Genomic DNA, 20,612 nt, shown 5'->3' with positions numbered 1-20,612 from the left:
CTGCGTTCGCGGAGCCGGGAAGGGGACCGTGAACGAGGACGCCGAGCAGCCGCGCTCTTTCGGCGCCCGTCTGCGCGCACTCGCAGGCCGCAATCAGCTCGTCGCGCAAGTTCTCCAGCTCATGAGCGGCACGGTCGCCGCGCAGCTCGTGGTGATGGCACTCATGCCTGTTCTCTCGCGCTTGTACACGACCGCCGACTTCGGCATCCTCGCGGCCTTCACATCCGTCGTCGCGCTTGTCAGCGCGGTCGCGACGCTTCGTTACGACATGGCGGTGATGCTGCCGAGCGAGACCCGGGACGCCGCTGTCCTGAAGAGCACCGCCACCTGGATCGCGTTCTTCGTCGGTATCCTCACGACGGTCGTCTGCGTGGCCTTCGCCCATCCGCTGGCCAACGCGATCAACGCCCCGCAGGCCGCCCCCTGGCTGCTGCTCACGGGGCTGTCGGCGTTCACCCTGGCGGAGATCAGCGCGCTCACGTATTGGCTGAACCGACACAGCCGCTACGGCGACATGGCGCGAAACCGCGTGCTTCAGAGCGGATCGACTGCCGTCGCGCAGCTCCTGCTGGCATTCGTTCGGCCCCTCGGCGCGGGTGGGCTCATCCTCGGCACGATTCTGGGCCAGATCATTTCCATCTTCGGGCTGCGACGACGAGCCCGTGATCTCAAGGAGCATGCCGCCCCTCGCATGGCAGAGCGACGCGAGCTCGTCGCGAGGTACCACCGCATGCCGCTGTGGAACGCTCCGACGGCTCTTATCGATGCGGTGCGTCTGAATGGCATCAATCTGGTGATCGCCGGGCTCTCGATCTCTGCGCTCGGGCAGTTCTCGATGGCGTGGCGGATGGTGGAGATCCCCGCGGCTCTGATCGGCAGCGCCCTCGCCCAGGTCTTCTTCCAGAGGCTCTCCGKCGTCCCCCGGGGAGAGATGGTGCACGCCGTGTTCGCGAGTATTCGGCGCTCGGCGATCTTCGGCATCGTGCCTTTTGCGCTCGTCTTCGTGCTTTCGCCGTGGATCTTCCCCTTCGTGCTCGGACCTCGGTGGGCCGATGCGGGGCTCTACGCTCAGGCGCTCACCCCCTGGCTCTTCATGAACCTGATCACCTCCCCGATCTCGACGATCTTCGTCGTGACAGAACGTCAGCACTTCAGTCTGATGTTCTCGATCGTCTACACCGTGATCCCCCTCGCAATCCTGCTGGTCGTGGGGCCGTCCGATCTTGCGCTGGCGGTCTACCTGCTCGGTGCCGCGATGGCCCTGATGCTGGTTCTCCTCATCGTTCTGGCCGCCTTGGTCGCGCGYCGCTACGATGCGGGGCGGACCGACGCGGTGCGCGGATAGCCTGACTGTATGGAGGAGAGCACGTGCACGTTCTGATGATTCCGTCCTGGTATCCGCAGGCGCCAGGCGACTTCAACGGCAGCTTCTTCGCGGAGCAGGCGGAGGCGCTGATCGCTGAGGGGCATCAGGTCGGCGTCGCCGCCGTCCGGGGTACGCCGCTCTACCAGCCCAGTGTGTGGCGCGGCCGGCCCCGGGGGATTCGCATCGCCGAAGAGAACGGCGTGAGGGTGATCCGGAAGGACATCATCGTCGCTCTTCCCCGACTGCATGCCATCAACCAGCGCGGATGGAACCGGGCGTGGAGGCGTACGGTCGAGCACTACATCGCGGAGCACGGCCGCCCGGATGTTCTGCACGCCCACGCGATGTTCCCTGCGGGGCTCGCCGCTCATGCGCTCTCGCGCTCCTTGGGAATCCCCTACGTCGTCACGGAGCATCGGCCCTCATCGATGGATCGTCTCGAGGAGCCGGGCATGCGCCGGCTGGCCGAGCGCGCCGCGACGGGCAGCGGGGGGCTGATCGCCGTCTCCCAGGGATTCGTGCCGCAGCTGAATGCCGCGTACCGTCTGTCCGCCCCCGCGGGGTGGCGCTATCTCCCCGGACTGCTCTCGCCCCAGTTCGAGCACATCGAGCCGCGGCCCCTGCCGGGCGGCCCCTTCACCGTCGGGCACGTCTCGCACCTCGACCCCGGCAAACGGGTCTCCCTGCTGATCGAGGCGTTCGCATCCGCCTTCCCGGACGGCCCCGAGCGGCTGCGGATCGCGGGCGATTCCGCGCATCGCCCCGGTCTCGAGCGGCTCGCCCGCGCGCAGGGTGTGCAGGACCGGGTGGATTTCGTCGGGGCGGTTCCCCGAGATCAGATCGCCGCCGAGTTCGCGCGCTACCACTGCTTCGCGCTGCCCAGTGAGGCCGAGGCGTTCGGTACGGTCCTGTGGGAGGCGATGGCCACGGGGCTGCCGCTCATCTCGACCGCGACGTGGGCCGGGCGCAACGCGATCACTCCGGAGAACGGGGTCGTCGTGCCGATCGATGACCGTGCGGCCCTCGCCGCCGCCATGATCCGGCTGCGCGACCGGCTTGCGGATTACGACCCCGAAGGCGTCCGGCGCCTGGCGCTGGACCACTGCGGGCAGTCCGTGTTCGTCGCGAACTACATCGACGCCTATGGGAAGGCACTTCGCCCGTGACCAGTTCAGCGCCTGTCATGATCTTCCACACCCCGTACCCGCTGGACCGCAGCGGCAGGAGTGCGAGTGCGATCCGTCCCGTGCGGATGCGCGAGGCCTTTGAGCAGATCGGCTACGAGGTCATCGAGATCACGGGCACCTCGTCCGAGCGTCGCACCGCGATCGCAGACGTCGCACGCCGCATCCGCGGCGGTCTCGAGGTCGCCTTCCTCTACTCGGAGTCCGCGACGATGCCCACGGCGCTGACCGATCCGCACCACCTCCCCGTTCATCCGCTTCTCGACCTGAGCTTCCTGCGGTTCTGCCGCCGCAGGGGCATCCCTACCGGCCTCTTCTACCGCGACATCTATTGGCAGTTCCCGGACTATGCGGCCGGGCTGCGCCCGTGGGTGACGTTCGGGATGAGGAGCTTCTACCGCTGGGACCTCCGTCGCTATCGCGCCGCACTCGATCGGCTGTTCCTGCCGTCGTTGCGGATGGCGGCGCACGTCCCGGAGGCCCTGCGGGCGCGCTCCGCGGCGCTGCCTCCGGCATCGGACATCGTCGACACGGCCGAGCCCCCGGCCGCGCCGCTGACTCTGCTGTTCGTCGGAGGACTGGGCACCTATTACCGCCTGCACGAGTGCTTGCGCGGAGTCGCGGCAGCGGATGCGCATCTGATCGTGTGCACCCCGCAGTCGCAGTGGGAGGTGGTCTCCGCCGAGTACGTCGACCTGCTCGACGGGACAGTCGAGGTCGTGCATCGCTCCGGCGCCGGACTCGAGGAGCTCTATGACCGGGCGCAGTTCGGTTCGCTCTTCCTCGAGCCGATCGCGTACCGCGAGTTCGCCGCGCCGATGAAGATGTACGAGTACCTGGGCCACGGCAAGCCGATCATCAGCGCGGAGGGATCGCTGGTCGCGGACTTCGTCCGGGAGAACGGCGTCGGATGGGTCGTGCCCTACGAGGCGGACGCCCTCGCCGCACTGCTCGGTCGCCTCGCTGCCGATCCGGCAGAGGTCGAACGGGTGCGCGACCGGGTGCGCGAGGTGCGCGAGGAGCACACCTGGCGCGCACGGGCCGCCCAGGTCGCCGCCGAGCTGGTGGGATCGCAGGCAGCGATCTAGCCGCCGAACGCGGCCGTGATCGCTGCCACGGCGCGCGATGCGGCGTGGCCGTCGCCGTAGGGCTGCGCGTCTGTGGCTGCCGGTGTCGAACGAGCCAGCGCCGCGGCGATCTCGTCCGCGGTGTTCGCCAGAACGTTCCACCCGAGCTCGACCGTCTCGACCCATTCGGTCTCTCGCCGCACCGTTGTGCAGGGCACCCGCAGGAGGAAGGCCTCCTTCTGCAGGCCTCCTGAGTCGGTGACGATGCCGGCGCTGTCATTGGCGGCGGCGATCAGCTCGGGGTACGCCAGCGGATCCCTGGTCCGCAGCGAGCCGGCATCGAGTGCGATGCCGTGCTCAGCCGCCTTGGCTCGGACGCGCGGGTGGGCGAGCAGGATCACGGGCAGCGGCGACGCGGCGAGCGCATCGACGATCTCGCGAAGCCGCGACGGGTCATCGGTGTTCTCGGCGCGATGGATTGTGGCCAAGCGGTACGCGCCCGGCTCGACGTCCTCGATGATCGGCTGCGCGCTCGGCTGCGCGGCGACGGCGTCCCTGACCTGGTACAGCACGTCGGTCATCACGTCGCCGACGAGGACGGAGCGCGCCGCGAGGCCCTCATCGGAGAGGTGCCCCATGGCCACGGCCGTCGGGGCGAGGCAGAGGTCGGCGGCGTGGTCGGTGAGCACCCTGTTGTGCTCCTCGGGCATCGCGCGATTGAACGAGCGCAGGCCGGCTTCGAGGTGCGCGACCGGGAAGTGCAGCTTGACCGCGCTGACCGCTGCGGCGAGCGTCGAGTTCGTGTCTCCGTAGACGAGAACCGCGTCCGGCTGGAAACGCTCCAGTACCCCGTCCATCTGGCTGAGGATCGCGCCGGTCTGCACGCCGTGCGATCCGGAGCCGACACCGAGGTGCGCGTCCGGCGCAGGGATCTCAAGGTCGCGGAAGAAGACGTCGGACAGCATCGGGTCGTAATGCTGTCCTGTATGAACGATGATGTGCTCTTCGCCGGCGGCTGCGGCCGCGCGGGCGATGGGGGCGAGCTTGACGAACTGCGGGCGGGCGCCGACGACGCTCATGATCTTCACGATGACAAGTCTATGCAGGCGACGGAGACGGGGCGGTCCCACGTCCCGGTGCTAGGGTCGCAGACGGTGTTGCGCGTGTGCCGCAGAAGGAAGCAGATGTCTCGGAGCCTCTCCCGCTGGATGATGCGTGCTCGTCGTGCCCTGCCCGCTCCGGTGCGCAGAGCGGTCGACGCCGCGGTCGCCGCGGAACGCGGCCCCTTCGCCTGGATCATGGATCGCACGGTCCCCGGCGCCGACGCCGTACCGCCGCTCTCTGCCGATCCGACGCGCCGTGCGCGCCTGCTAATCGCCCCCATGAACTATGCGGGTCAGGGCTCGGCGTGGGCGGCGAGCGCACAGTCCGAGGACGTCGAGGCGCAGAACCTGGCCGTGGAGTTCCCGGGGTCCTTCCGGTTCCCCGCGACCCGGCACGTGCCAGCCCGCACGTTCCTGGGCTCCCCGTCGTGGAGGCGTTCACAACGTGAGGCGCTCGCGAGCTTCACCCACGTGATGATCGAATCGTTCACCTCCGTCCTCGGGCGGGGGAGCGGTCGCGCCATCACTGCCGAGGTCGCGGAGATGACACGCGCAGGCATCAGGGTCGCACTCGTCTGCCACGGTACGGACGTGCGGCTTCCTTCCGCTCATCGCCGCCGGAATCGGCATTCCCCGTTCGAGGAGATGTCGACGCGCGAGCGAGAGGACCTCGAGCGGCTGGTCGCGGAGAACCTGGAGGTTGCGCGGTCCTTCGCCGGTCCTGTCTACGTGTCGACCCCCGACCTGCTGCTCGATGTCCCCGGCGCAGACTGGCTCCCGGTCGTGATCGATCCGGAGCGCTGGCACAGCGCCAGAGGTGTCGATGCGGCGGTCCCCGTGGTGCTGCATGTGCCGAGCGCCGGTCCGGTGAAGGGGACGAGGCACGTGGAGGCCGCCGCCCGCGAGCTGCAGGCCGGCGGAGTGATCGAGTACCGCACTCTTCAGGGGATCCCCTCCGCTGAGATGCCGGGACGGATCGCCGATGCAGACATCGTCGTGGACCAGCTCCTGATCGGCAGCTACGGAGTCGCTGCCTGTGAAGCGATGGCGGCGGGGCGCGTCGTCGTGGGCAACGTCGATGAGCAGGTGCGGGCTCATGTCCGCAGTGTCACGGGTCTTGAGCTCCCGATCGTGCAGGCGGACCCGGACACCCTCCGCGGGGTGCTGGAACGCCTGGCCGAGAGCCCCGACGAGCGCCGGGAGGCCGGTGCGGCCGGCCGCAGCTTCGTGCGCCTCGTCCATGACGGATCGTTCACCCGCCCTGCGCTGACGGCGTTCTTAGACCCTGTCGTCGATTGACTCCCGCCGTTGTGGCAGCCGGTCCTCTCCGCTGGTGAGTGCCGCTGTCCGCCGGGTGCGACGGTCCTGCTGCCACGAGCGGAGGCGCTTCTCCACCGGACGCTCCACATAGGCGTGCAGCAGCCAGGAGGCGATGACCGAAGCCCCGAGGACGAGGCCGGCCCACAGGATCGCGATCCATCCGTCGCCCTGCTGGAATCCGATCGCTTCGAGCACCGCGTACATGATCGTGGCGTGGATGAGATAGAAAGCGAACGACCACTCTCCGAGGGCGACGAACGGGCGCCAGCGCATGATCCTCGCCGAGCCGCGCAGCTCCGCCGATGCCGTCGCGACGATGAGCCACGCGCACAGGATCGTGATCGCCTCGGGGTTGTACGGCCACATCAGGGCTCGCAATCCCGGTGCCGACGTGCTGGCGACCACGCCCATCGCGATCCACAGTGCGATCGCGGTGGCGGGGACGAGGGGGTGCAGACGCGGCCGCCAGCCGGCCCGCATCGCCCCGGCGAGCGCGACGCCCATCAGGAACTCGGGAACGTGCAGGAAAGGTCGTGGCACAAGGCTCAGCCATGCGGTGCCCGGAAGCTGCATCAGCATCCGGATGACGATCAGGAGGACGCCGAGCATGACGGCGATCCCGATGCCCCAGCGGGCGCTGCGCCGGGCCGAGGTCGGGGCGGCGAACGGGAAGATCGCGTAGAAGAAGGCCTCCGAGGTCAGCGTCCAGGAGGCGGGGTTGCCGGCGAACAGGATCGTCGGCAGCTGGGACCAGCCCTGCAGCAGCAGCAGCGAGAGTACGAGCACGCCCAGGTCGAACGGCTTGATCCACGGCTGGTCGACGGGCGGGTGGAAGCGATAGAAGACGGGCACCGCAAGGAGCAGCGTGAGCAGGTGCAGCGGGTAGATCCGTGCGAACCGGCGCCAGTAGAACGTCCGCCGATCGACGCCGGGGCGCAACGACCACATCAGGACGAAGCCCGAGAGGACGAAGAAGAAATTGACGCCGAGGTACCCGAAGCCCATCGCCGCTTCCAGCGGGGCGGGAACATGGACGAGATTGAGGATGTGGTGGCCGAACACGGCCAGCGCGGCCCACCAGCGCAGCGAGGTCACCGCGTCCAGGCGAACGGGGGCATGCGGAGCGGACGTGGTCACGACGGCAAAGCGTATCAGCGGCCGCCCGAGAGACCGGAGAACACCGGGCGTGGGCAGCCCGGGGACGCGCTGCGGCGACACGCGGCCGAGGGCCGATAGCATTGAACCCATGCGCATCGCCGTCGTAGCCCTGGGAAAGATCGGGCTTCCCCTCGCCGTCCAGTTCGCCGATTCCGGACACGAAGTGGTTGGCGTCGATGTCAATCAGAAGGCTGTCGACACCATCAACGCGGGTCTCGAGCCGTTCCCTGGGGAGGCGCACCTTCAGGAGAAGCTCGCCGAACTGATCCTCTCCGGGCGTCTCCGCGCGACGACCGACTACGCAGACGCCATCCCCGGGGCCGACGCCGTGGTGCTCGTCGCCCCGGTGTTCGTGGACGACGTCACATGGGAGCCCGACTTCCGATACATGGATTCAGCGACGACCTCGCTCGCGCAGCACCTCACCCCGGGGACCCTGGTGTCCTACGAGACCACCCTGCCGGTCGGGACCACGCGGACGCGCTTCGCGCCGATGCTGGAAGAAGGGTCCGGGCTGAATGAGGGCGTCGACTTCCACGTCGTCTACTCCCCGGAGCGGGTGCTCACGGGGCGCGTGTTCGCGGATCTGCGCAAGTACCCGAAGCTCATCGGCGCGCTCTCGGCGGAGGGGACCCGGCTGGCTCGCGAGTTCTACGAGGCCGTGCTGCAGTTCGACGAGCGGCCCGACCTCCCCCGTCCGAACGGCGTCTGGGATCTGGGTACGACCGAGGCCTCGGAGATGGCGAAGCTCGCCGAGACCACCTACCGCGACGTGAACATCGGTCTGGCCAACCAGTTCGGCCTCTTCGCCGCCGCGCACGGGATCGACGTCTACAAGGTCATCGAGGCCTGCAACTCGCAGCCCTACAGTCATATCCACCGCCCCGGCATCGCGGTCGGCGGGCATTGCATCCCGGTGTATCCGCGCCTCTACCTGTCGACCGACCCGGACGCCGACATCGTCCGGACCGCCCGTCAGCTGAACGCGTCGATGCCCGAGCGTCTGGTCGCCCAGGCGGAGAGCGTCCTCGGATCGCTGTCCGGCCTCACCGCGGTCGTGCTCGGCGCCGCCTACCGCGGGGGCGTCAAGGAGACCGCGTTCTCCGGAGTGTTCCCGACCGTGGCCGCGCTGAGTGCACGCGGGGCGGACGTCCGGGTCCACGATCCGCTGTACAGCGATGACGAGCTGCGGGCCCTGGGGCTCGAGCCGTACGAGATGGGCGCCGCGACGGATCTCGCGGTGCTGCAGACCGATCACGCCGACTATCGTGCGCTCACCCCCGCGGATCTTCCAGGAGTGAAGCTGCTCGTCGACGGACGCGCCGCGACGGACGCCGCGCTCTGGGCGGGGACGCCGCGCATCATCGTCGGCACCGCCTCGTCGGTCTGATCAGGGCGATCGTGCGCGAGAAGGGATCCAGATGAACTGGGGCGACATCACCGTTCCCGTGCTCATGGCATTCGTCGTCGCGATCGTTCCCGGCGTCATCGCGGCGAGGATCCTCCGCCTGCGCGGATTCGCGGCGCTCGGGGCCGCGGCGCCGCTGAGCTTCGCCGGCATCGGTCTCTTCAGCCTGGTCCAGATCGTGCTGCCTTTCCGGTGGGCCGTCTGGACATGGCTCGTCTCGGTCATCGTGCTCGTAGGCGCCGCGGTCGTCGTCCGTCTCGTGCTCCGCCGTCTGGGGCTGTTCGGCGAAGACATCGCCGAGCCCCGATGGTGGCGCCCTCGTTCGCTGGCGCCCTTCGTGGCGGTGGGCGTGGCGGCAGCCGTCCTGACTCCGCGGTTGTTGGCCGTTTTCGGCGCACCGGACACCATCTCGCAGACTTTCGATGACATTTATCACCTCAACGCGGTCCGTTACGTGCTCGACACGGGTCTCATCGCTCCGACAAAGCAGATCATCCCCGGCTTCTACCCGAGCCTGTGGCACGCCTATGCGGCGACCGTCGCGCAGCTGAGCGGTGCCTCGATCCCGACGGTGGTGAACGCGACGAGCATCGTCCTCGCGGCCGTGGTCTGGCCGATCTCGGCGATCTTCCTCACACGCCAGATCATCGGATCCTCGGTTCCTGCGACCCTCACCGCAGCGGCCCTCTCGGTCGGACTGGCCGCCTTCCCGATCCTCATGATCGACTTCGGCGTCCTCTATCCCAACGAGCTGTCGGTGTCGTTGCTGCCGGCGGCGCTGGCGCTGCTGGTCATGGTGACCCGAACCGGCGCGGGTCCCCGCCCGGCGCCGCTCGTGGGCTGGATCGTGCTGCTCGCGACCATTCCCGCGCTCGCGCTCGCCCACCCGAGCACCCTGATGGCCTTCTTCGCAATCGGCGTCTGGCCGGCTCTCATCGCCGGAGTCCGGTGGCTGCGCGCGGAGCGGGCGCGGTCTCCGCGGTCGAGGCGCAGGCTTGCGATCGGCCTCGGCGCCTGGGGCATCGGACTCGCGATCGTTGCCGTGTTGCTGATCAAGGCCCGGCCGACCAGGGCCCAGGCTTTCTGGCCTCCGGCGATGCCGTTCTCCCATGCCGTTCAGGACGTACTCCTGAACGGCGTCGGCTGGCGACCCGACAATCTGACCGCGACCGCGGTGATGTTCCTCGGGATCGTGCTGATCCTGGCGCTCCGTCGCAGGTGGTGGTGGCTGGTGGCCGGATGGGCGACCATCGGCTTCCTCTACGTCGTGTGTGCGTCATTCCCCTCAGGCGTGCTGCGGTACGGCCTTACGGGCACCTGGTACAGCGACCTCTTCCGGATCGCCTCTCTCACGCCGACTCTGGTCGTGCCGCTCGGTGCCATCGGTGTGGGGCTCGCGGCCGCCGCACTGGTACGACCGCTGCCTGAGCGTGCGCACGTCGCCGTCGCGACTTCGGTCGGGGCCGTCGGCGCGGCCATCGTGCTGGTGCTCACGCAGACCGGACCCGCGATGTCGGCGGAAGTGGCAGCCGCGCGGCAGTCCTTCAGCCTGGCGCCGAACTCGCCGTTGCTCTCCTCCCAGGAGATGGCGCTGCTCAAGCGGCTGCCCGAGAACGTCCCCGCCGGGGACGTCACCGTCGGATCGCCCTGGACGGGTGCCTCGCTGGGCTTCGTCATCGCCAACCGACACGCCCTCGTACCGCACATCTATCAGGAGCTGACGCCCGACATGGAACTGATCCTGGACAAGGCGAACAAGGCCGCCAGCGATCCCCAGGTCTGTGCGGCGCTGAAGCGAACGGGCGTGCGCTGGGTCATCGACTTCGGCAACAAAGAGGTGCACGGCGGCAACCACCGGTTCGCCGGTCTGCAGGACCTCGCCACCGCGCCGGGATTCGTGAAGGCGGACTCCGAGGGCCCGGATGCGGTCCTCTACCGCATCACCGCGTGCGATTGACGCCTGTACCCTCGGCGACGGCGTGACCACCGTCGCCGAGGCCGGTAGAAGCCGGGCTCAGGCCTCGGTGCGGTGGCGGTCGGCCGGCGCGACGAACGGGCTGTGCGTCGGTGTCGAGGGCGTGGCCTGGATGTCGAGCTGAAGGGCGCTGATCAGCATCTGGATCCCGATCATCAACGGCAATGCCGCGAGCATCACCGTGGCGGCCGTGGCGACGACGGAGGCGGCGATCTGAATCATCACCCAGATGCTGATCCCGACGCCGACGACGAACAGGATGATGCCGAGGAACAGCAGCAGAGCGATGGGCGAGAACGACCACAGCACGTAGCGGTACCAGATGCGGCTCCAGTAGCCGACCGTCAGCCTGTTCATGAGCTCCGGGACGACCTTGCGCAGCTTGATGCTGGACACCTCGTCCCCGTAGACCGCGGGAATGGGCACGTCTGTCGCGGACACCTGGAGGATGTTCAGCTTGATGAGCAGATCGTTCTCGAAGCTGTACCGCTTGGCGATCCGGTCCAAGTCGACGCGGCGGAGTTCCTCCGTCCGCACGGCGGTATACCCGTTCTGGGGGTCGAACAGGTTCCAGTAGCCCGATGCGAGCTTCGTCATGAAGGACAGCACCACATTGCCGAACACGCGGTACCCCGGCATGCCGCGGAAGGACTCGGGGCCGTAGAAGCGGTTCGCCTTGGCGAATCCGAACCCTTCGTCGGTCACCTTGTCGAGCAGGGCGGGGAGATGCGCGGGATCCATCTGCGCGTCGCCGGCCATGACCACGTTCACGTCGGCGCCGAGCTCGAGCGCGGCCCGGTGCGCGGTGATGATGGCGCCGCCGACGCCCTGGTTCACCTCGTGACGGATCAGCGTGACCCGGGGGTCGTCAGAGTCGCGCACGACGTCGCTGGTCGCATCCGGACTGCAGTCGTCCACGATCACGATGTGATCCACGAACGCGGGCATCGTCTCGATGACCCGAGCGATCATCCGCTCCTCTTTGTAGGCGGGGACGACAGCCGCGATCACGGCGTTCTTATACATCGGCGCTCCGAGCGTCGGGGGTGGCGAACACCCAGTGGCGGTAAACGAAGTAGTTCCAGATGGTCGTGAGCACCACGGCGAGGATCTTGCCCGCGATCCACGGCCAGCCGAGCGCCGGTGCGGCCCAGACGATCCCCGTCGTTGCCAGGGTGTTGAAGATCACGAGTGCGGTGTATCGGACGACGCTCGGCGCGAGCTTGGCATCGGATCCGAAGGCGAAGACCCTCTGCAGAGTGTAGGTCACCGCGAACGAGGCGAGGAAAGCCACAGGCGTGGCGATCACCAGGGGGACGCGGAGCACGTCGTGGGTGAGCCAGAGCAGGCCGACGTCGACGACGAAGCAGAATCCGCCGACGATCAGATAGCGCAGTGCGGCGTTCGCCCAGAGACGTTGCGCGAGGGCGGGGAGCGTCGACATGAGGAGATTCTGACAGATCCCGACTCGGCATCTCCTGGGCGCAGTGCCGAGTGCATCGGCGGCGCGGGGCCCGCAGGGGCGCCGATATCATGGGTGCCATGCCAGATCGCGCCCCCGACCGTGTCTGCCCAGGACCCGGCCGCTCTCTCTTCGCCGCCCGGAGCCTCCGATAGCCCGCGGCGACGCGGTTCCCGCGGCGGGTCGGCGGCGGTTCCGGACCGACATCCAGGCTCTGCGGGCCGTGGCCATTCTGCTCGTCGTCCTGAACCACTTGTGGCCCGCGCGAGTCACCGGAGGGTACGTCGGCGTCGATGTGTTCTTCGTGATCTCGGGATTCCTCATCACAGGGCACCTGGTCACGGAGCAGATGGAACGCGGGCGCATCGCGCTCGGCGCCTTCTACGCGCGCCGGGTGCGGAGGCTGCTGCCCGCGGCGTTCCTGGTCCTGCTGATCACCGCGATCGCTGCGTTCCTCCTGCTTCCGTACCCCCGGTGGGTTCGCACCGGCGGAGAGATCCTGGCCAGCGCGGGATACGTCGAGAACTGGTTCCTCAGCGCGATGAGCGTCAATTATTCGGCGCTGAACGAGCAGGCCACGCCGGTGCAGCACTACTGGTCGCTATCGGTCGAGGAGCAGTTCTACCTGGTCTGGCCGCTCGTGCTCATCGCCGCCTGGTGGTGGGCCTCGCGCCGCTCTGCGCATCCCCGCAGGGTCGCCGCCGTCGCACTCGCGGTGCTCGTCACGGTCTCGCTCGCGCTCAGTGTCGTGGTGACGATCTCACTGCCGGGGCCCGCCTATTTCGTCACCTATGCCCGTGTCTGGGAATTCGGGATCGGCGGCCTCGTCGCGCTCCTGGTGACACGCAGGCTGCCTCGTGCCGCCGCAGAGTCTCTCGCGATCGCAGGATTCATCGCGATCGCCGTGGCCGCAGCCTTCTACGGACCGAGCACGCCCTTCCCGAGCGCCACCGCGCTGCTGCCCGCGCTCGGGACCGCCGCGGTCATCGTGGCGGGAACCGGGCGTTCCCGACTCCTGCACGGCGCGGCCACCTCTTTGCGTCCTGTGCAGTGGCTCGGCGACATCTCGTATTCGCTGTACCTCTGGCACTGGCCGCTCATCGTCCTCATGCCGTTCCTACTGGGAGGTGAACTCTCGACCCTGCGGAAGATCGGCGTGCTGGCGGTCGCACTGGGGTTGGCCTGGCTCACGCGGCGCTTCGTGGAGGTCCCCGGCCAGAGCTGGAAGCCGTTGCGGCGGTCGACGCCCGTGAGCCTGATCGGGATGGTGGCTGGCATGCTCGTCGTCGCAGTGCCCGCGGGCCTGCTCCTGACGGTCGGCACGGCCAAGGTCGAGGCCGAGCATCCACCGGCGAGCGTGCAGATCGCTGCGTGCCACGGACCGCAGGCGCTCGATCCGTCGGCGGCCTGCCCCGATCGTTTCGGTCCCGCGGACGAGCCGGTGATGAGCTCGCGCAATGCGTACTTCTCCTCGCCCCCGGAGTGCGCCGTGGTGCCGGGAGGGGTCGCGTTCGGGGCGGCTCCCGCGACGGCGGCCTGCGACTTCAGCGGCGGCGCACCCGATCCCGTGCGGGTATGGATCGTGGGGGACTCGCACGCGGAGCAGTGGAAGGGCGCGATCCTCGACATCGCTCGCCGCAAGGGCTGGTCCGTGACCTGGAGCTTCGGCGGGGGCTGCCCCGTCAACGATGCGCCCTACATCGGATTCCGCACACCGTCCTCGCCTGCGGACCGCGACCGGTGCCGTTCCTGGTCGACGAAGGTCACGGACCAGGTCCTCAAGGAAGCGCCCGACCTGGTGTTCACGTCGTCCGCGGGGAGGGCGCAGCTGGTGGACGACGGCACCGGGCGTCCGCAGCCCGAGCAGTTCGTGGACGGCCTCACCCGCACCTGGAGCATCTGGGCCGATGCCGGGATCGTCGTGGTCCCGCTGGGCGGGGTTCCGTTCAACGCCGAGGTGCGCGATCCTGGCTGCGCTCTGCTGCACGAGGCCCGGCCGGTGGAATGCGCCGTGCCCGAGGAGAAGGCCAACCCCGCCGATCCCTACCTGGTGGCTGCGGCCAGGATGGCGAACGACCGGGTCCGCCCTTTCGACGCGAGCCGGTTCTTCTGCGCCGAGGGGCTCTGCTACGCCGTGGTCGGGGGCATCGTGGTCTACTACGACGCGGACCATCTCAACCTCGACTACGTGCGTCGACTCGCGCCGGCGCTGGAGAAGGTGCTTCCCCGCATGCCCGACTAGGCGCGGGGCGTCTGCTCAGGCGTGGCGCTCCCACGCCGATACGATGGTTGTCATGGATCTCCTCATCGTCGGGTCGGGTTTCTTCGGCCTCACCATCGCCGAGCGTGCCGCAGCAGCAGGACGCAAGGTGACCGTCATCGACCGTCGTCATCACATCGGCGGCAACGCGTACAGCGAGGACGAGCCGACCACCGGCATCGAGGTGCACCGGTACGGGGCGCACCTGTTCCACACGTCGAACCCCACCGTGTGGGAGTACGTGAACCGGTTCACGACGTTCACGAACTACGTGCACCGGGTCTACTCCACGCACAAGGGCGAGGTCTACCCGCTGCCGATCAACCTCGGCACGATCAATCAGTTCTTCCGCGGTGCCTACACGCCCGACGAGGCGAAGGTCCTCATCGCGGGACAGGCCGGCGAGTTCGACGCGCATGAGGCCAAGAACCTCGAGGAGCGCGGGATCGCCCTGATCGGGCGCCCGCTTTTCGAGGCGTTCATCCGCGACTACACGGCCAAGCAGTGGCAGACCGATGCGAAGAAGCTGCCCGCGTCGATCATCAGCCGTCTCCCGGTGCGGTACAACTACGACAACCGGTACTTCAACGACACGTGGGAGGGTCTGCCGACCGACGGGTACACCGCGTGGCTGGAGCGCATGGCCGATCACCCCAACATCGACGTCAAGCTGAACGTGGACTTCTTCGACGAGTCGCAGCCTCTGAACAAGAAGGCGACCGTCGGTCAGGTGCCGATCGTGTACACCGGTCCGGTGGACCGCTACTTCGACTATGCCGAGGGCGAGCTGAGCTGGCGCACCATCGATCTCGAACAGGAGGTCCTCGACGTCGGCGACTTCCAGGGCACCAGCGTGATGAACTACCCGGACGCGGACGTGCCGTACACGCGCATCCACGAGTTCCGTCACTTCCACCCGGAGCGCGCCGACCGGTACCCCGCGGACAAGACCGTGATCATGCGGGAGTTCTCCCGCTTCGCCGAGCGCGGCGATGAGCCCTACTACCCGGTCAACACGCAGACCGACCGCGAAGGGCTCCTGGCGTATCGGGAGCTCGGTAAGGGCGAGCACGGCGTGGCCTTCGGTGGACGCCTCGGCACCTACCAGTACCTCGACATGCACATGGCCATCGGATCCGCGCTGTCGATGTGGAACAACCAGCTGGCGTGACGGACCGAGCCGGCAGGGTAACGCCCCCGCCCGTCGATAGGATCTCATCGTGACGGTGACCGAGACGCGGGGGGGAGGTATGTCCCGACGCTACTTCCACTCGCTCTGGCTGCTGTCGGCGCGCGATCTGCGGGTGCGCTACGCGACGAGCGTGCTCGGCTACCTCTGGTCGGTACTGGATCCGCTCGTGATGAGCGCGATCTACTGGTTCGTGTTCACGCAGGTCTTCCATCGCGGACAGGTGGGGGAGCAGCCCTACATCGTGTTCCTGATCGTCGCGCTGCTGCCGTGGGTGTGGTTCAACACCGCGGTGGGGGAGTTCACGCGGGCGTTCAAGAAGGATGCGCGTCTGATCCGCTCGACGGCGATCCCGCGGTCGATCTGGGTGATGCGCGTCATCCTGACCAAGGGGCTGGAGTTCGCGTTCGCGATCCCGGTCCTCGTCCTCTTCGCGGTGTTCGCCGGGGCGAAGCCGAACTGGTCGCTGCTGCTCTTCCCCGTCGCGATGATCTGGCAGACCCTGCTGCTGATCGGTCTCGGGTTGCTCGTCGCGCCGCTGTGCGTGCTCTGGGCGGACCTTGAGCGCACGACGGCGCTGATCCTCCGGGCGCTGTTCTATGTGTCTCCCATCATCTACGGGTTCAAGGATCTGCCGCACCAGCTGCACCTGATCGGCGCGCTGAACCCGCTGTCCGGAATCTTCATGCTCTACCGCGTCGGACTGTTCCCTGGGCAGTGGCAGCCGGAGCCGGTCATCATCGGCGCCGTCGTGACGGTGATCTTCCTCGTCCTCGGACTGTTCACCTTCCGCTCGCTCGAGCGCGACGTGCTGAAGGAGCTCTGATGACCGAGCAGCGCTCTGCGATCGAGGTCGACGGACTCGGCGTCAGATTCCGGCTCGGCCGGCGCGGACGCCGCAGCTTCAAGGACCTGTTCGCGGGGAAGAATCGGCGCAACCGTCCTGGCGAGTTCTGGGCGCTGCGAGATGTCTCCTTCCGTGTGCGGCAGGGCGAGGCGATCGGCGTGGTCGGACGGAATGGCCAGGGAAAGTCCACGCTGCTGAAGCTCGTCGCAGGCGTGCTCCTCGCCGATGAGGGGCAGGTGCGCGTGCACGGCGGAGTGGCGCCGCTGATCGAGCTCACCGGCGGCTTCGTCGGCGAGCTCACCGTCCGCGAGAACGTGCGGCTGACCGCGGGACTGCACGGGATGAGCCGCGCTGAAGTCGCCGCCCGCTATGACGAGATCATCGACTTCGCCGAACTGGAGAAGTTCCAGGACACGCCCTACAAGCACCTGTCCAACGGCATGAAGGTGCGTCTCGCGTTCTCCGTGGTCTCGCAGCTCGAAGAACCGATCCTGCTCGTCGACGAGGTGCTGGCGGTCGGTGACAAGTCTTTCCGGGACAAGTGCTACCAGCGCATCGACGAGCTTCTCGCCGAGGGACGCACGCTCTTCTTCGTCTCGCACAACGAGAAGGATCTGCGCCGTTTCTGCACGCGCGGCCTGTACCTCGACAAGGGGGGTCTGGTTCTGGACGCGGGTATCGGCGCCGTACTGGACCGGTACAACGCGGACAACGCCTGAGCGCCCGCCCCTCGAGGGGAACGGGCGCTCAGGCGGTGACGCGCGGACTCAGAGCCCGACGAGGCCGCGCAGCTGCTCGAGCACCGCACGGGCATCCGCGAGTGGTCCTGACGCGTCCGATCCTCCGGCGTACGCAGACCGCAGCGCCTGCAGCTTGGCGGAGTAGGTGTTGACGTCCTCGCCCCATTGGACGGCGATCGAGGCCGGCGCCGACTGCCCGGCGAGGTTCTGGGCGTCGTTCTGCAGAGAGTCGACGATCTGCACCGCGGTGTCGCCGCTCTGGCCCTGCGCCAGGCCGAGCCCACGGGCCGCGGCGTCCAGGCGGGGCTGCACGTGACCGCGGAACTCGGCGACGGACGGATCAGGGGCCGGCGGAGGGGAGGTCTGCGGCGTCGTGGGCTCGGTGGAGGGCACGACCGTCGGTGAGGGCGTCGGGGAGGTCGTGGGCGTGGGAGACGAGGAGGGCGTCGGTGTCGCCGTGCTCGTGGGGCTGTGGGTGGGCGACGGCGACCCGTCACCGCGCGGGATGAGGAACAGCACCACGATCGCCGCAGCGACCAGYACCGCCACTGTGAGCCCGACGATCAGGGCGATGCGGCCTCCGCGCTTCCTCGGCTCGTCCGGAAAGACCCAGACGGCCTCTGGCTTGTGCTCGCTCATCACTCGTCAGTCCTCCAGTGCGGGCATCGGGCGCCAGCTCCGGTCGCGGCCGATCCGACCGCCGTCGCGGAGCCCTCGGAACAGGTTGCTCGTACCGCGCACCGTGCGCTCGACGAACACCAGGCGGATGAGCTCCTTCGCGAAGGTCATCGCCGTGCCGAGGCCGAACAACACGGGGTTGTACACGTGGTGCGCGCGGTAGTAGTGCTTCAGATAGGCGCGGTTGCGCATGATGTAGTAGCGGTACGCATTGCTGGATGCGTTCATGTGCCGCACGCCCATGTCCCACTGCTTGATCTCTCGGGTGCGCCGCAGCACGAATTCGTCGACGATCACGGCCTGGGTGCGCCGCGAGGCGAGCCAGCCGTACATCTGGTCGTCCCAGTAGATGAAGAACCGGGGATCGGGGAGACCGATCTGCTTGACGATCGAGCGGTGGATGAACATGCCCTCGAAGCAGCCGCTGTTCATCGGCTTGAACCCCGTTGCATCGAAACCGGCGGGAGCGAAGGGGATCGGTATCCCCATGCGCTCGGCGATCCGGTACTGCCAGTAGAACGCGCTGCCGTCGTAGTCGTAGCGGCGGCCCTGGATGCTCTTGAACCGCGGGGCCCAGGCGCCCATCCTGGCGAGGCCGTCGGGAAGCACCTCCACGTCGTCGTCCATCAGCCAGATCCACTCGGATCCGAGTTCATACGCAGTGCGCATGCCCTCGCTGAACCCGCCGGATCCGCCCGTGTTGGTCTCCAGACGCCGATACACGATCTCGGTGCCGACCTTGTCCCGGTACGAGTCCACGACATCGGTGGTGTCATCGGACGAGGCGTTGTCGATGATGACGACCCGTCCCGGCTTGGGGGCCATCCCCACGATGCTGTCCAGCAGGCCCTGCAGCAGATGCGACCGGTTGAAGGTCACGACGACGATGGTCGCTGCGGCCGGATCGAAGCCGACTCCGGGAGCCGTCACGAGTGTCCCTCGAAGGTCGACTTCCAGGACTCCTCGGAGACGAGCTCGGGGAGCGCAGCCCGGTACTGCTTCTGCAGCTCCGGCCACCGCCGCCGCAGGGCGGCGTGCAGTCGGACCGTCTCCTTCAGCAACTCGCGGAACTTCTCGCGGTCCCGGGTGTAGATGTTGTGGCCGGATCCGTCGGCAGCGCTGACCAAGGCGCTGTCGTGCAGAGGCACGCGCCACCAGGCCGCGTCACCCTTGCCGAACTCGACCTCTGGTCGTTCCACGTTCGCCGACTCCGGCGTGTGGAACCAGTGCGAGACCAGCGTCGACGCGGTGAACCAGCGCAGCGCGATGCCGGTCGGGCTGTCGAAGACGTGCGCCTTGAGCCGCTTGAACACCTGGCGTCCGCGGCGCGAGCTCAGGGGCACACCCGAGTCCTTGTGCACGACGGTCTCGGGGAAGTCGGCAGCGATCGCGCGGGCCTGGGGCATCGCGGTGCCGAGATTCGCGCGCATGTGCTGAGGCCCGGAGAGCACATCGCGCAGCGCCTTCATGCGGAGCGCGACGGGGTAGTACTGCATCATCATCAGATGCTTGAGGTCGACCCGGCGGCTGTGCCGGAGGAGCGTACCGCCCCGTCGTGCGTTCGAGTGGATGAGGGCGGCGGCCATCCGGTTGCGTACGTGGAAGTAGGCCTGCCAATCGATCGAGTCGTCCTTACCGACCCAGGAGACGTGCCAGAGTGCCACGCCGGGCAGGGAGACCGTGRGGAAGCCGGCCTCGCCGGCGCGGAGGCAGAACTCCGCGTCGTCCCACTTGATGAACGCGGGGAGGGAGAGCCCGACTTTGCGGATCACTTCGACCGGGATCAGGCACATCCACCAGCCGTTGTAATCCGCGTCCAGACGCATATGCAGCAACGGCTGCTGGCGCAGGTTGATCGCCGAGAAGTCGTGCGGCATCTTCTCCTGGAAGAGGTTGCGCCACATGAACGGTTCCTCGTCCACGACCTCGGCCCAGGCATGCAGTTTGGGGCGGTCGAGCAGATCGAACATGTGGGCGCCCACGAGCATCGGCGTTGTGGCGAACCTGCCGAACGTGATCGAGCGACGCAGGGCCTCGGGCTCGATGCGCACGTCGTCGTCGAGGAGCTGGACGAAGTCGCTCTCCGGACGCTGGAGCGTCTCGAGCATCGCACGGGAGAAGCCGCCCGAGCCTCCCAGGTTGGGCTGAGTGATGATCTGCAGGGTCTCGCCGAGGCTCTCCGCGATCGCCGGGTACTCGTCGCGCGCGTCCACGCGCTGCGTGCCCTGGTCGATGAGGAAGATCCGGTCGACGAACTCCAGAGCCTCGGGGGCGTCGATCAGCGCTTGAAGCGTCTGCACACAGTAGTCGGGCTTGTTGTAGGTGGTGATCCCCAGCGAGGCCTTGCCGGAGCGTGCCGGTGCCTGCTCGGTCGTCCACTCGGCGCCTTCGAAGGTCGCATCCTCGTGGTCGGCCACGATGTCGAACCAGATCCAGCCACCGTCGCTGTACTGGTCGAGGCGGAGGTCGAAGGACGCGGACGACGTGCCGGACACTTCGCGCGTCTCGATCCGCTGACGTGTGCCGCCTCCATTGGAGCGGTAGACGAGGACCGTCGCGCGCCCCTCCGTGCGCACGGTGAGGCGGAGGTCTCGGACCGACGTCCAGTGCTGCCAGTAGGACGCGGGGAAGGCGTTGAAGTAAGAGGCGAAGGAGACGCGGCGGCCGGCGCCGATGCGCGCGCTGGAGCGTCCGAGGACGTTTCCGATGTGAGCCCGGCTGGTGACCCGCACCGGCTCCTCGTCGATGACGGACCACGTCTCCGGGTCTACGTACAGAGGGAGGAGGTCGGGATCCCGCTCGAGCGGGAAGACGACGTTCTGAAGGACGTGAGTCAAGACGTGTGCTCCGATTGT

At 68.1% G+C, this 20,612-nt stretch carries 17 protein-coding genes; 10 read left to right on the top strand and 7 right to left on the bottom strand.

All coding sequences use genetic code 11. The features are described 5' to 3' along the window. Window positions 1-28 precede the first annotated feature (28 nt). The 3 genes from AC1DG4_RS06340 to AC1DG4_RS06330 are packed head-to-tail and all read left to right on the top strand — an operon-like array spanning window position 29 to window position 3,638. Window positions 29-1,345, top strand: a complete 1,317-nt coding sequence (locus AC1DG4_RS06340; RefSeq protein WP_477421134.1) for an oligosaccharide flippase family protein — start codon at window positions 29-31, stop codon at window positions 1,343-1,345. Window positions 1,346-1,368: 23 nt separating this feature from the next. Next, entirely contained in the window at window positions 1,369-2,532 is a 1,164-nt protein-coding gene (locus tag AC1DG4_RS06335; RefSeq protein WP_477379548.1) for a glycosyltransferase, read from the top strand. Beyond that, a complete protein-coding gene (locus AC1DG4_RS06330) occupies window positions 2,529-3,638 on the top strand; it encodes a glycosyltransferase family protein (RefSeq protein WP_477379546.1) in 1,110 nt (369 codons plus the stop codon). Before AC1DG4_RS06335 ends, AC1DG4_RS06330 begins: the two co-directional genes overlap by 4 nt. On the opposite strand, the gene wecB is transcribed toward AC1DG4_RS06330, so the two are convergent. Beyond that, window positions 3,635-4,705 (bottom strand): non-hydrolyzing UDP-N-acetylglucosamine 2-epimerase, encoded by a 1,071-nt coding sequence (gene wecB / locus AC1DG4_RS06325; protein WP_477379544.1) that lies wholly within the window; start codon window positions 4,703-4,705, stop codon window positions 3,635-3,637. The genes AC1DG4_RS06330 and wecB overlap by 4 nt on opposite strands. A gap of 96 nt (window positions 4,706-4,801) precedes the next feature. On the opposite strand from wecB, the gene AC1DG4_RS06320 reads away from it, so the two are divergent. Beyond that, a complete protein-coding gene (locus AC1DG4_RS06320; protein ID WP_477379542.1) occupies window positions 4,802-6,019 on the top strand; it encodes a glycosyltransferase family protein in 1,218 nt (405 codons plus the stop codon). Here AC1DG4_RS06320 and AC1DG4_RS06315 read toward each other — a convergent pair. After that, window positions 5,999-7,177 carry an acyltransferase family protein gene (locus tag AC1DG4_RS06315; RefSeq protein WP_477379540.1) on the bottom strand — a complete coding sequence of 393 codons (1,179 nt, stop codon included), beginning with the start codon at window positions 7,175-7,177 and terminating at the stop codon, window positions 5,999-6,001. The two genes, AC1DG4_RS06320 and AC1DG4_RS06315, sit on opposite strands and share 21 nt — an antisense overlap. Window positions 7,178-7,286: 109 nt before the next feature. Here AC1DG4_RS06315 and AC1DG4_RS06310 point away from each other — a divergent pair, with 109 nt between their 5' ends. Together AC1DG4_RS06310 and AC1DG4_RS06305 are read left to right on the top strand one after the other, a co-directional pair. After that, window positions 7,287-8,588, top strand: coding sequence for a nucleotide sugar dehydrogenase (locus tag AC1DG4_RS06310; RefSeq protein WP_477379538.1), 1,302 nt, complete (start codon window positions 7,287-7,289; stop codon window positions 8,586-8,588). A gap of 31 nt (window positions 8,589-8,619) precedes the next feature. After that, a complete protein-coding gene (locus tag AC1DG4_RS06305; protein ID WP_477379536.1) occupies window positions 8,620-10,563 on the top strand; it encodes a DUF6541 family protein in 1,944 nt (647 codons plus the stop codon). A gap of 57 nt (window positions 10,564-10,620) precedes the next feature. On the opposite strand, the gene AC1DG4_RS06300 is transcribed toward AC1DG4_RS06305, so the two are convergent. Beyond that, window positions 10,621-11,607 carry a glycosyltransferase family 2 protein gene (locus tag AC1DG4_RS06300; protein WP_477379534.1) on the bottom strand — a complete coding sequence of 329 codons (987 nt, stop codon included), beginning with the start codon at window positions 11,605-11,607 and terminating at the stop codon, window positions 10,621-10,623. Beyond that, entirely contained in the window at window positions 11,600-12,025 is a 426-nt protein-coding gene (locus tag AC1DG4_RS06295; RefSeq protein ID WP_477379532.1) for a GtrA family protein, read from the bottom strand. Before AC1DG4_RS06295 ends, AC1DG4_RS06300 begins: the two co-directional genes overlap by 8 nt. A gap of 43 nt (window positions 12,026-12,068) precedes the next feature. Here AC1DG4_RS06295 and AC1DG4_RS06290 point away from each other — a divergent pair, with 43 nt between their 5' ends. The 4 genes from AC1DG4_RS06290 to AC1DG4_RS06275 all read left to right on the top strand — a co-directional run bounded on the left by AC1DG4_RS06290 (window position 12,069) and on the right by AC1DG4_RS06275 (window position 17,058). Then, complete coding sequence (locus tag AC1DG4_RS06290; protein WP_477379530.1) at window positions 12,069-14,285, top strand: acyltransferase family protein; 2,217 nt, start codon at window positions 12,069-12,071, stop codon at window positions 14,283-14,285. A gap of 52 nt (window positions 14,286-14,337) precedes the next feature. Further along, window positions 14,338-15,474, top strand: coding sequence for a UDP-galactopyranose mutase (glf, locus tag AC1DG4_RS06285; protein ID WP_477379528.1), 1,137 nt, complete (start codon window positions 14,338-14,340; stop codon window positions 15,472-15,474). Between the two features lie 79 nt (window positions 15,475-15,553). Continuing rightward, window positions 15,554-16,318 (top strand): ABC transporter permease, encoded by a 765-nt coding sequence (locus AC1DG4_RS06280; RefSeq protein WP_477380388.1) that lies wholly within the window; start codon window positions 15,554-15,556, stop codon window positions 16,316-16,318. After that, window positions 16,318-17,058: an ABC transporter ATP-binding protein gene (locus tag AC1DG4_RS06275; RefSeq protein WP_477379526.1), complete on the top strand. Its 741-nt coding sequence runs from the start codon at window positions 16,318-16,320 to the stop codon at window positions 17,056-17,058. Before AC1DG4_RS06280 ends, AC1DG4_RS06275 begins: the two co-directional genes overlap by 1 nt. 48 nt (window positions 17,059-17,106) lie before the next feature. On the opposite strand, the gene AC1DG4_RS06270 is transcribed toward AC1DG4_RS06275, so the two are convergent. Genes AC1DG4_RS06270 through AC1DG4_RS06260 form a run of 3 tightly spaced genes read right to left on the bottom strand, consistent with a single transcriptional unit; the run spans window position 17,107 to window position 20,594 of the window. Continuing rightward, window positions 17,107-17,718 carry a hypothetical protein gene (locus tag AC1DG4_RS06270; RefSeq protein ID WP_477379524.1) on the bottom strand — a complete coding sequence of 204 codons (612 nt, stop codon included), beginning with the start codon at window positions 17,716-17,718 and terminating at the stop codon, window positions 17,107-17,109. A gap of 6 nt (window positions 17,719-17,724) precedes the next feature. Next, window positions 17,725-18,687, bottom strand: coding sequence for a glycosyltransferase family 2 protein (locus AC1DG4_RS06265; RefSeq protein ID WP_477379522.1), 963 nt, complete (start codon window positions 18,685-18,687; stop codon window positions 17,725-17,727). Continuing rightward, window positions 18,684-20,594 (bottom strand): glycosyltransferase, encoded by a 1,911-nt coding sequence (locus tag AC1DG4_RS06260; protein ID WP_477421133.1) that lies wholly within the window; start codon window positions 20,592-20,594, stop codon window positions 18,684-18,686. Before AC1DG4_RS06260 ends, AC1DG4_RS06265 begins: the two co-directional genes overlap by 4 nt. Window positions 20,595-20,612: the final 18 nt, after the last annotated feature.

It is taken from the genome of Microbacterium sp. 05N427 (assembly GCF_056397105.1).
This window is presented reverse-complemented; position numbering and strand designations above follow the sequence as displayed.

What these genes read in the sequence shown, in the direction of transcription:
- AC1DG4_RS06275 (WP_477379526.1), top strand. Translation starts at nt 16,318, where the DNA reads ATGACCGAGCAGCGCTCTGCGATCGAGGTCGACGGACTCGGCGTCAGA.
- AC1DG4_RS06305 (WP_477379536.1), top strand. Translation starts at nt 8,620, where the DNA reads ATGAACTGGGGCGACATCACCGTTCCCGTGCTCATGGCATTCGTCGTC.
- AC1DG4_RS06300 (WP_477379534.1), bottom strand. Translation starts at nt 11,607, where the DNA reads ATGTATAAGAACGCCGTGATCGCGGCTGTCGTCCCCGCCTACAAAGAG.
- AC1DG4_RS06310 (WP_477379538.1), top strand. Translation starts at nt 7,287, where the DNA reads ATGCGCATCGCCGTCGTAGCCCTGGGAAAGATCGGGCTTCCCCTCGCC.
- AC1DG4_RS06320 (WP_477379542.1), top strand. Translation starts at nt 4,802, where the DNA reads ATGTCTCGGAGCCTCTCCCGCTGGATGATGCGTGCTCGTCGTGCCCTG.
- AC1DG4_RS06280 (WP_477380388.1), top strand. Translation starts at nt 15,554, where the DNA reads ATGTCCCGACGCTACTTCCACTCGCTCTGGCTGCTGTCGGCGCGCGAT.
- AC1DG4_RS06295 (WP_477379532.1), bottom strand. Translation starts at nt 12,025, where the DNA reads ATGTCGACGCTCCCCGCCCTCGCGCAACGTCTCTGGGCGAACGCCGCA.
- glf (WP_477379528.1), top strand. Translation starts at nt 14,338, where the DNA reads ATGGATCTCCTCATCGTCGGGTCGGGTTTCTTCGGCCTCACCATCGCC.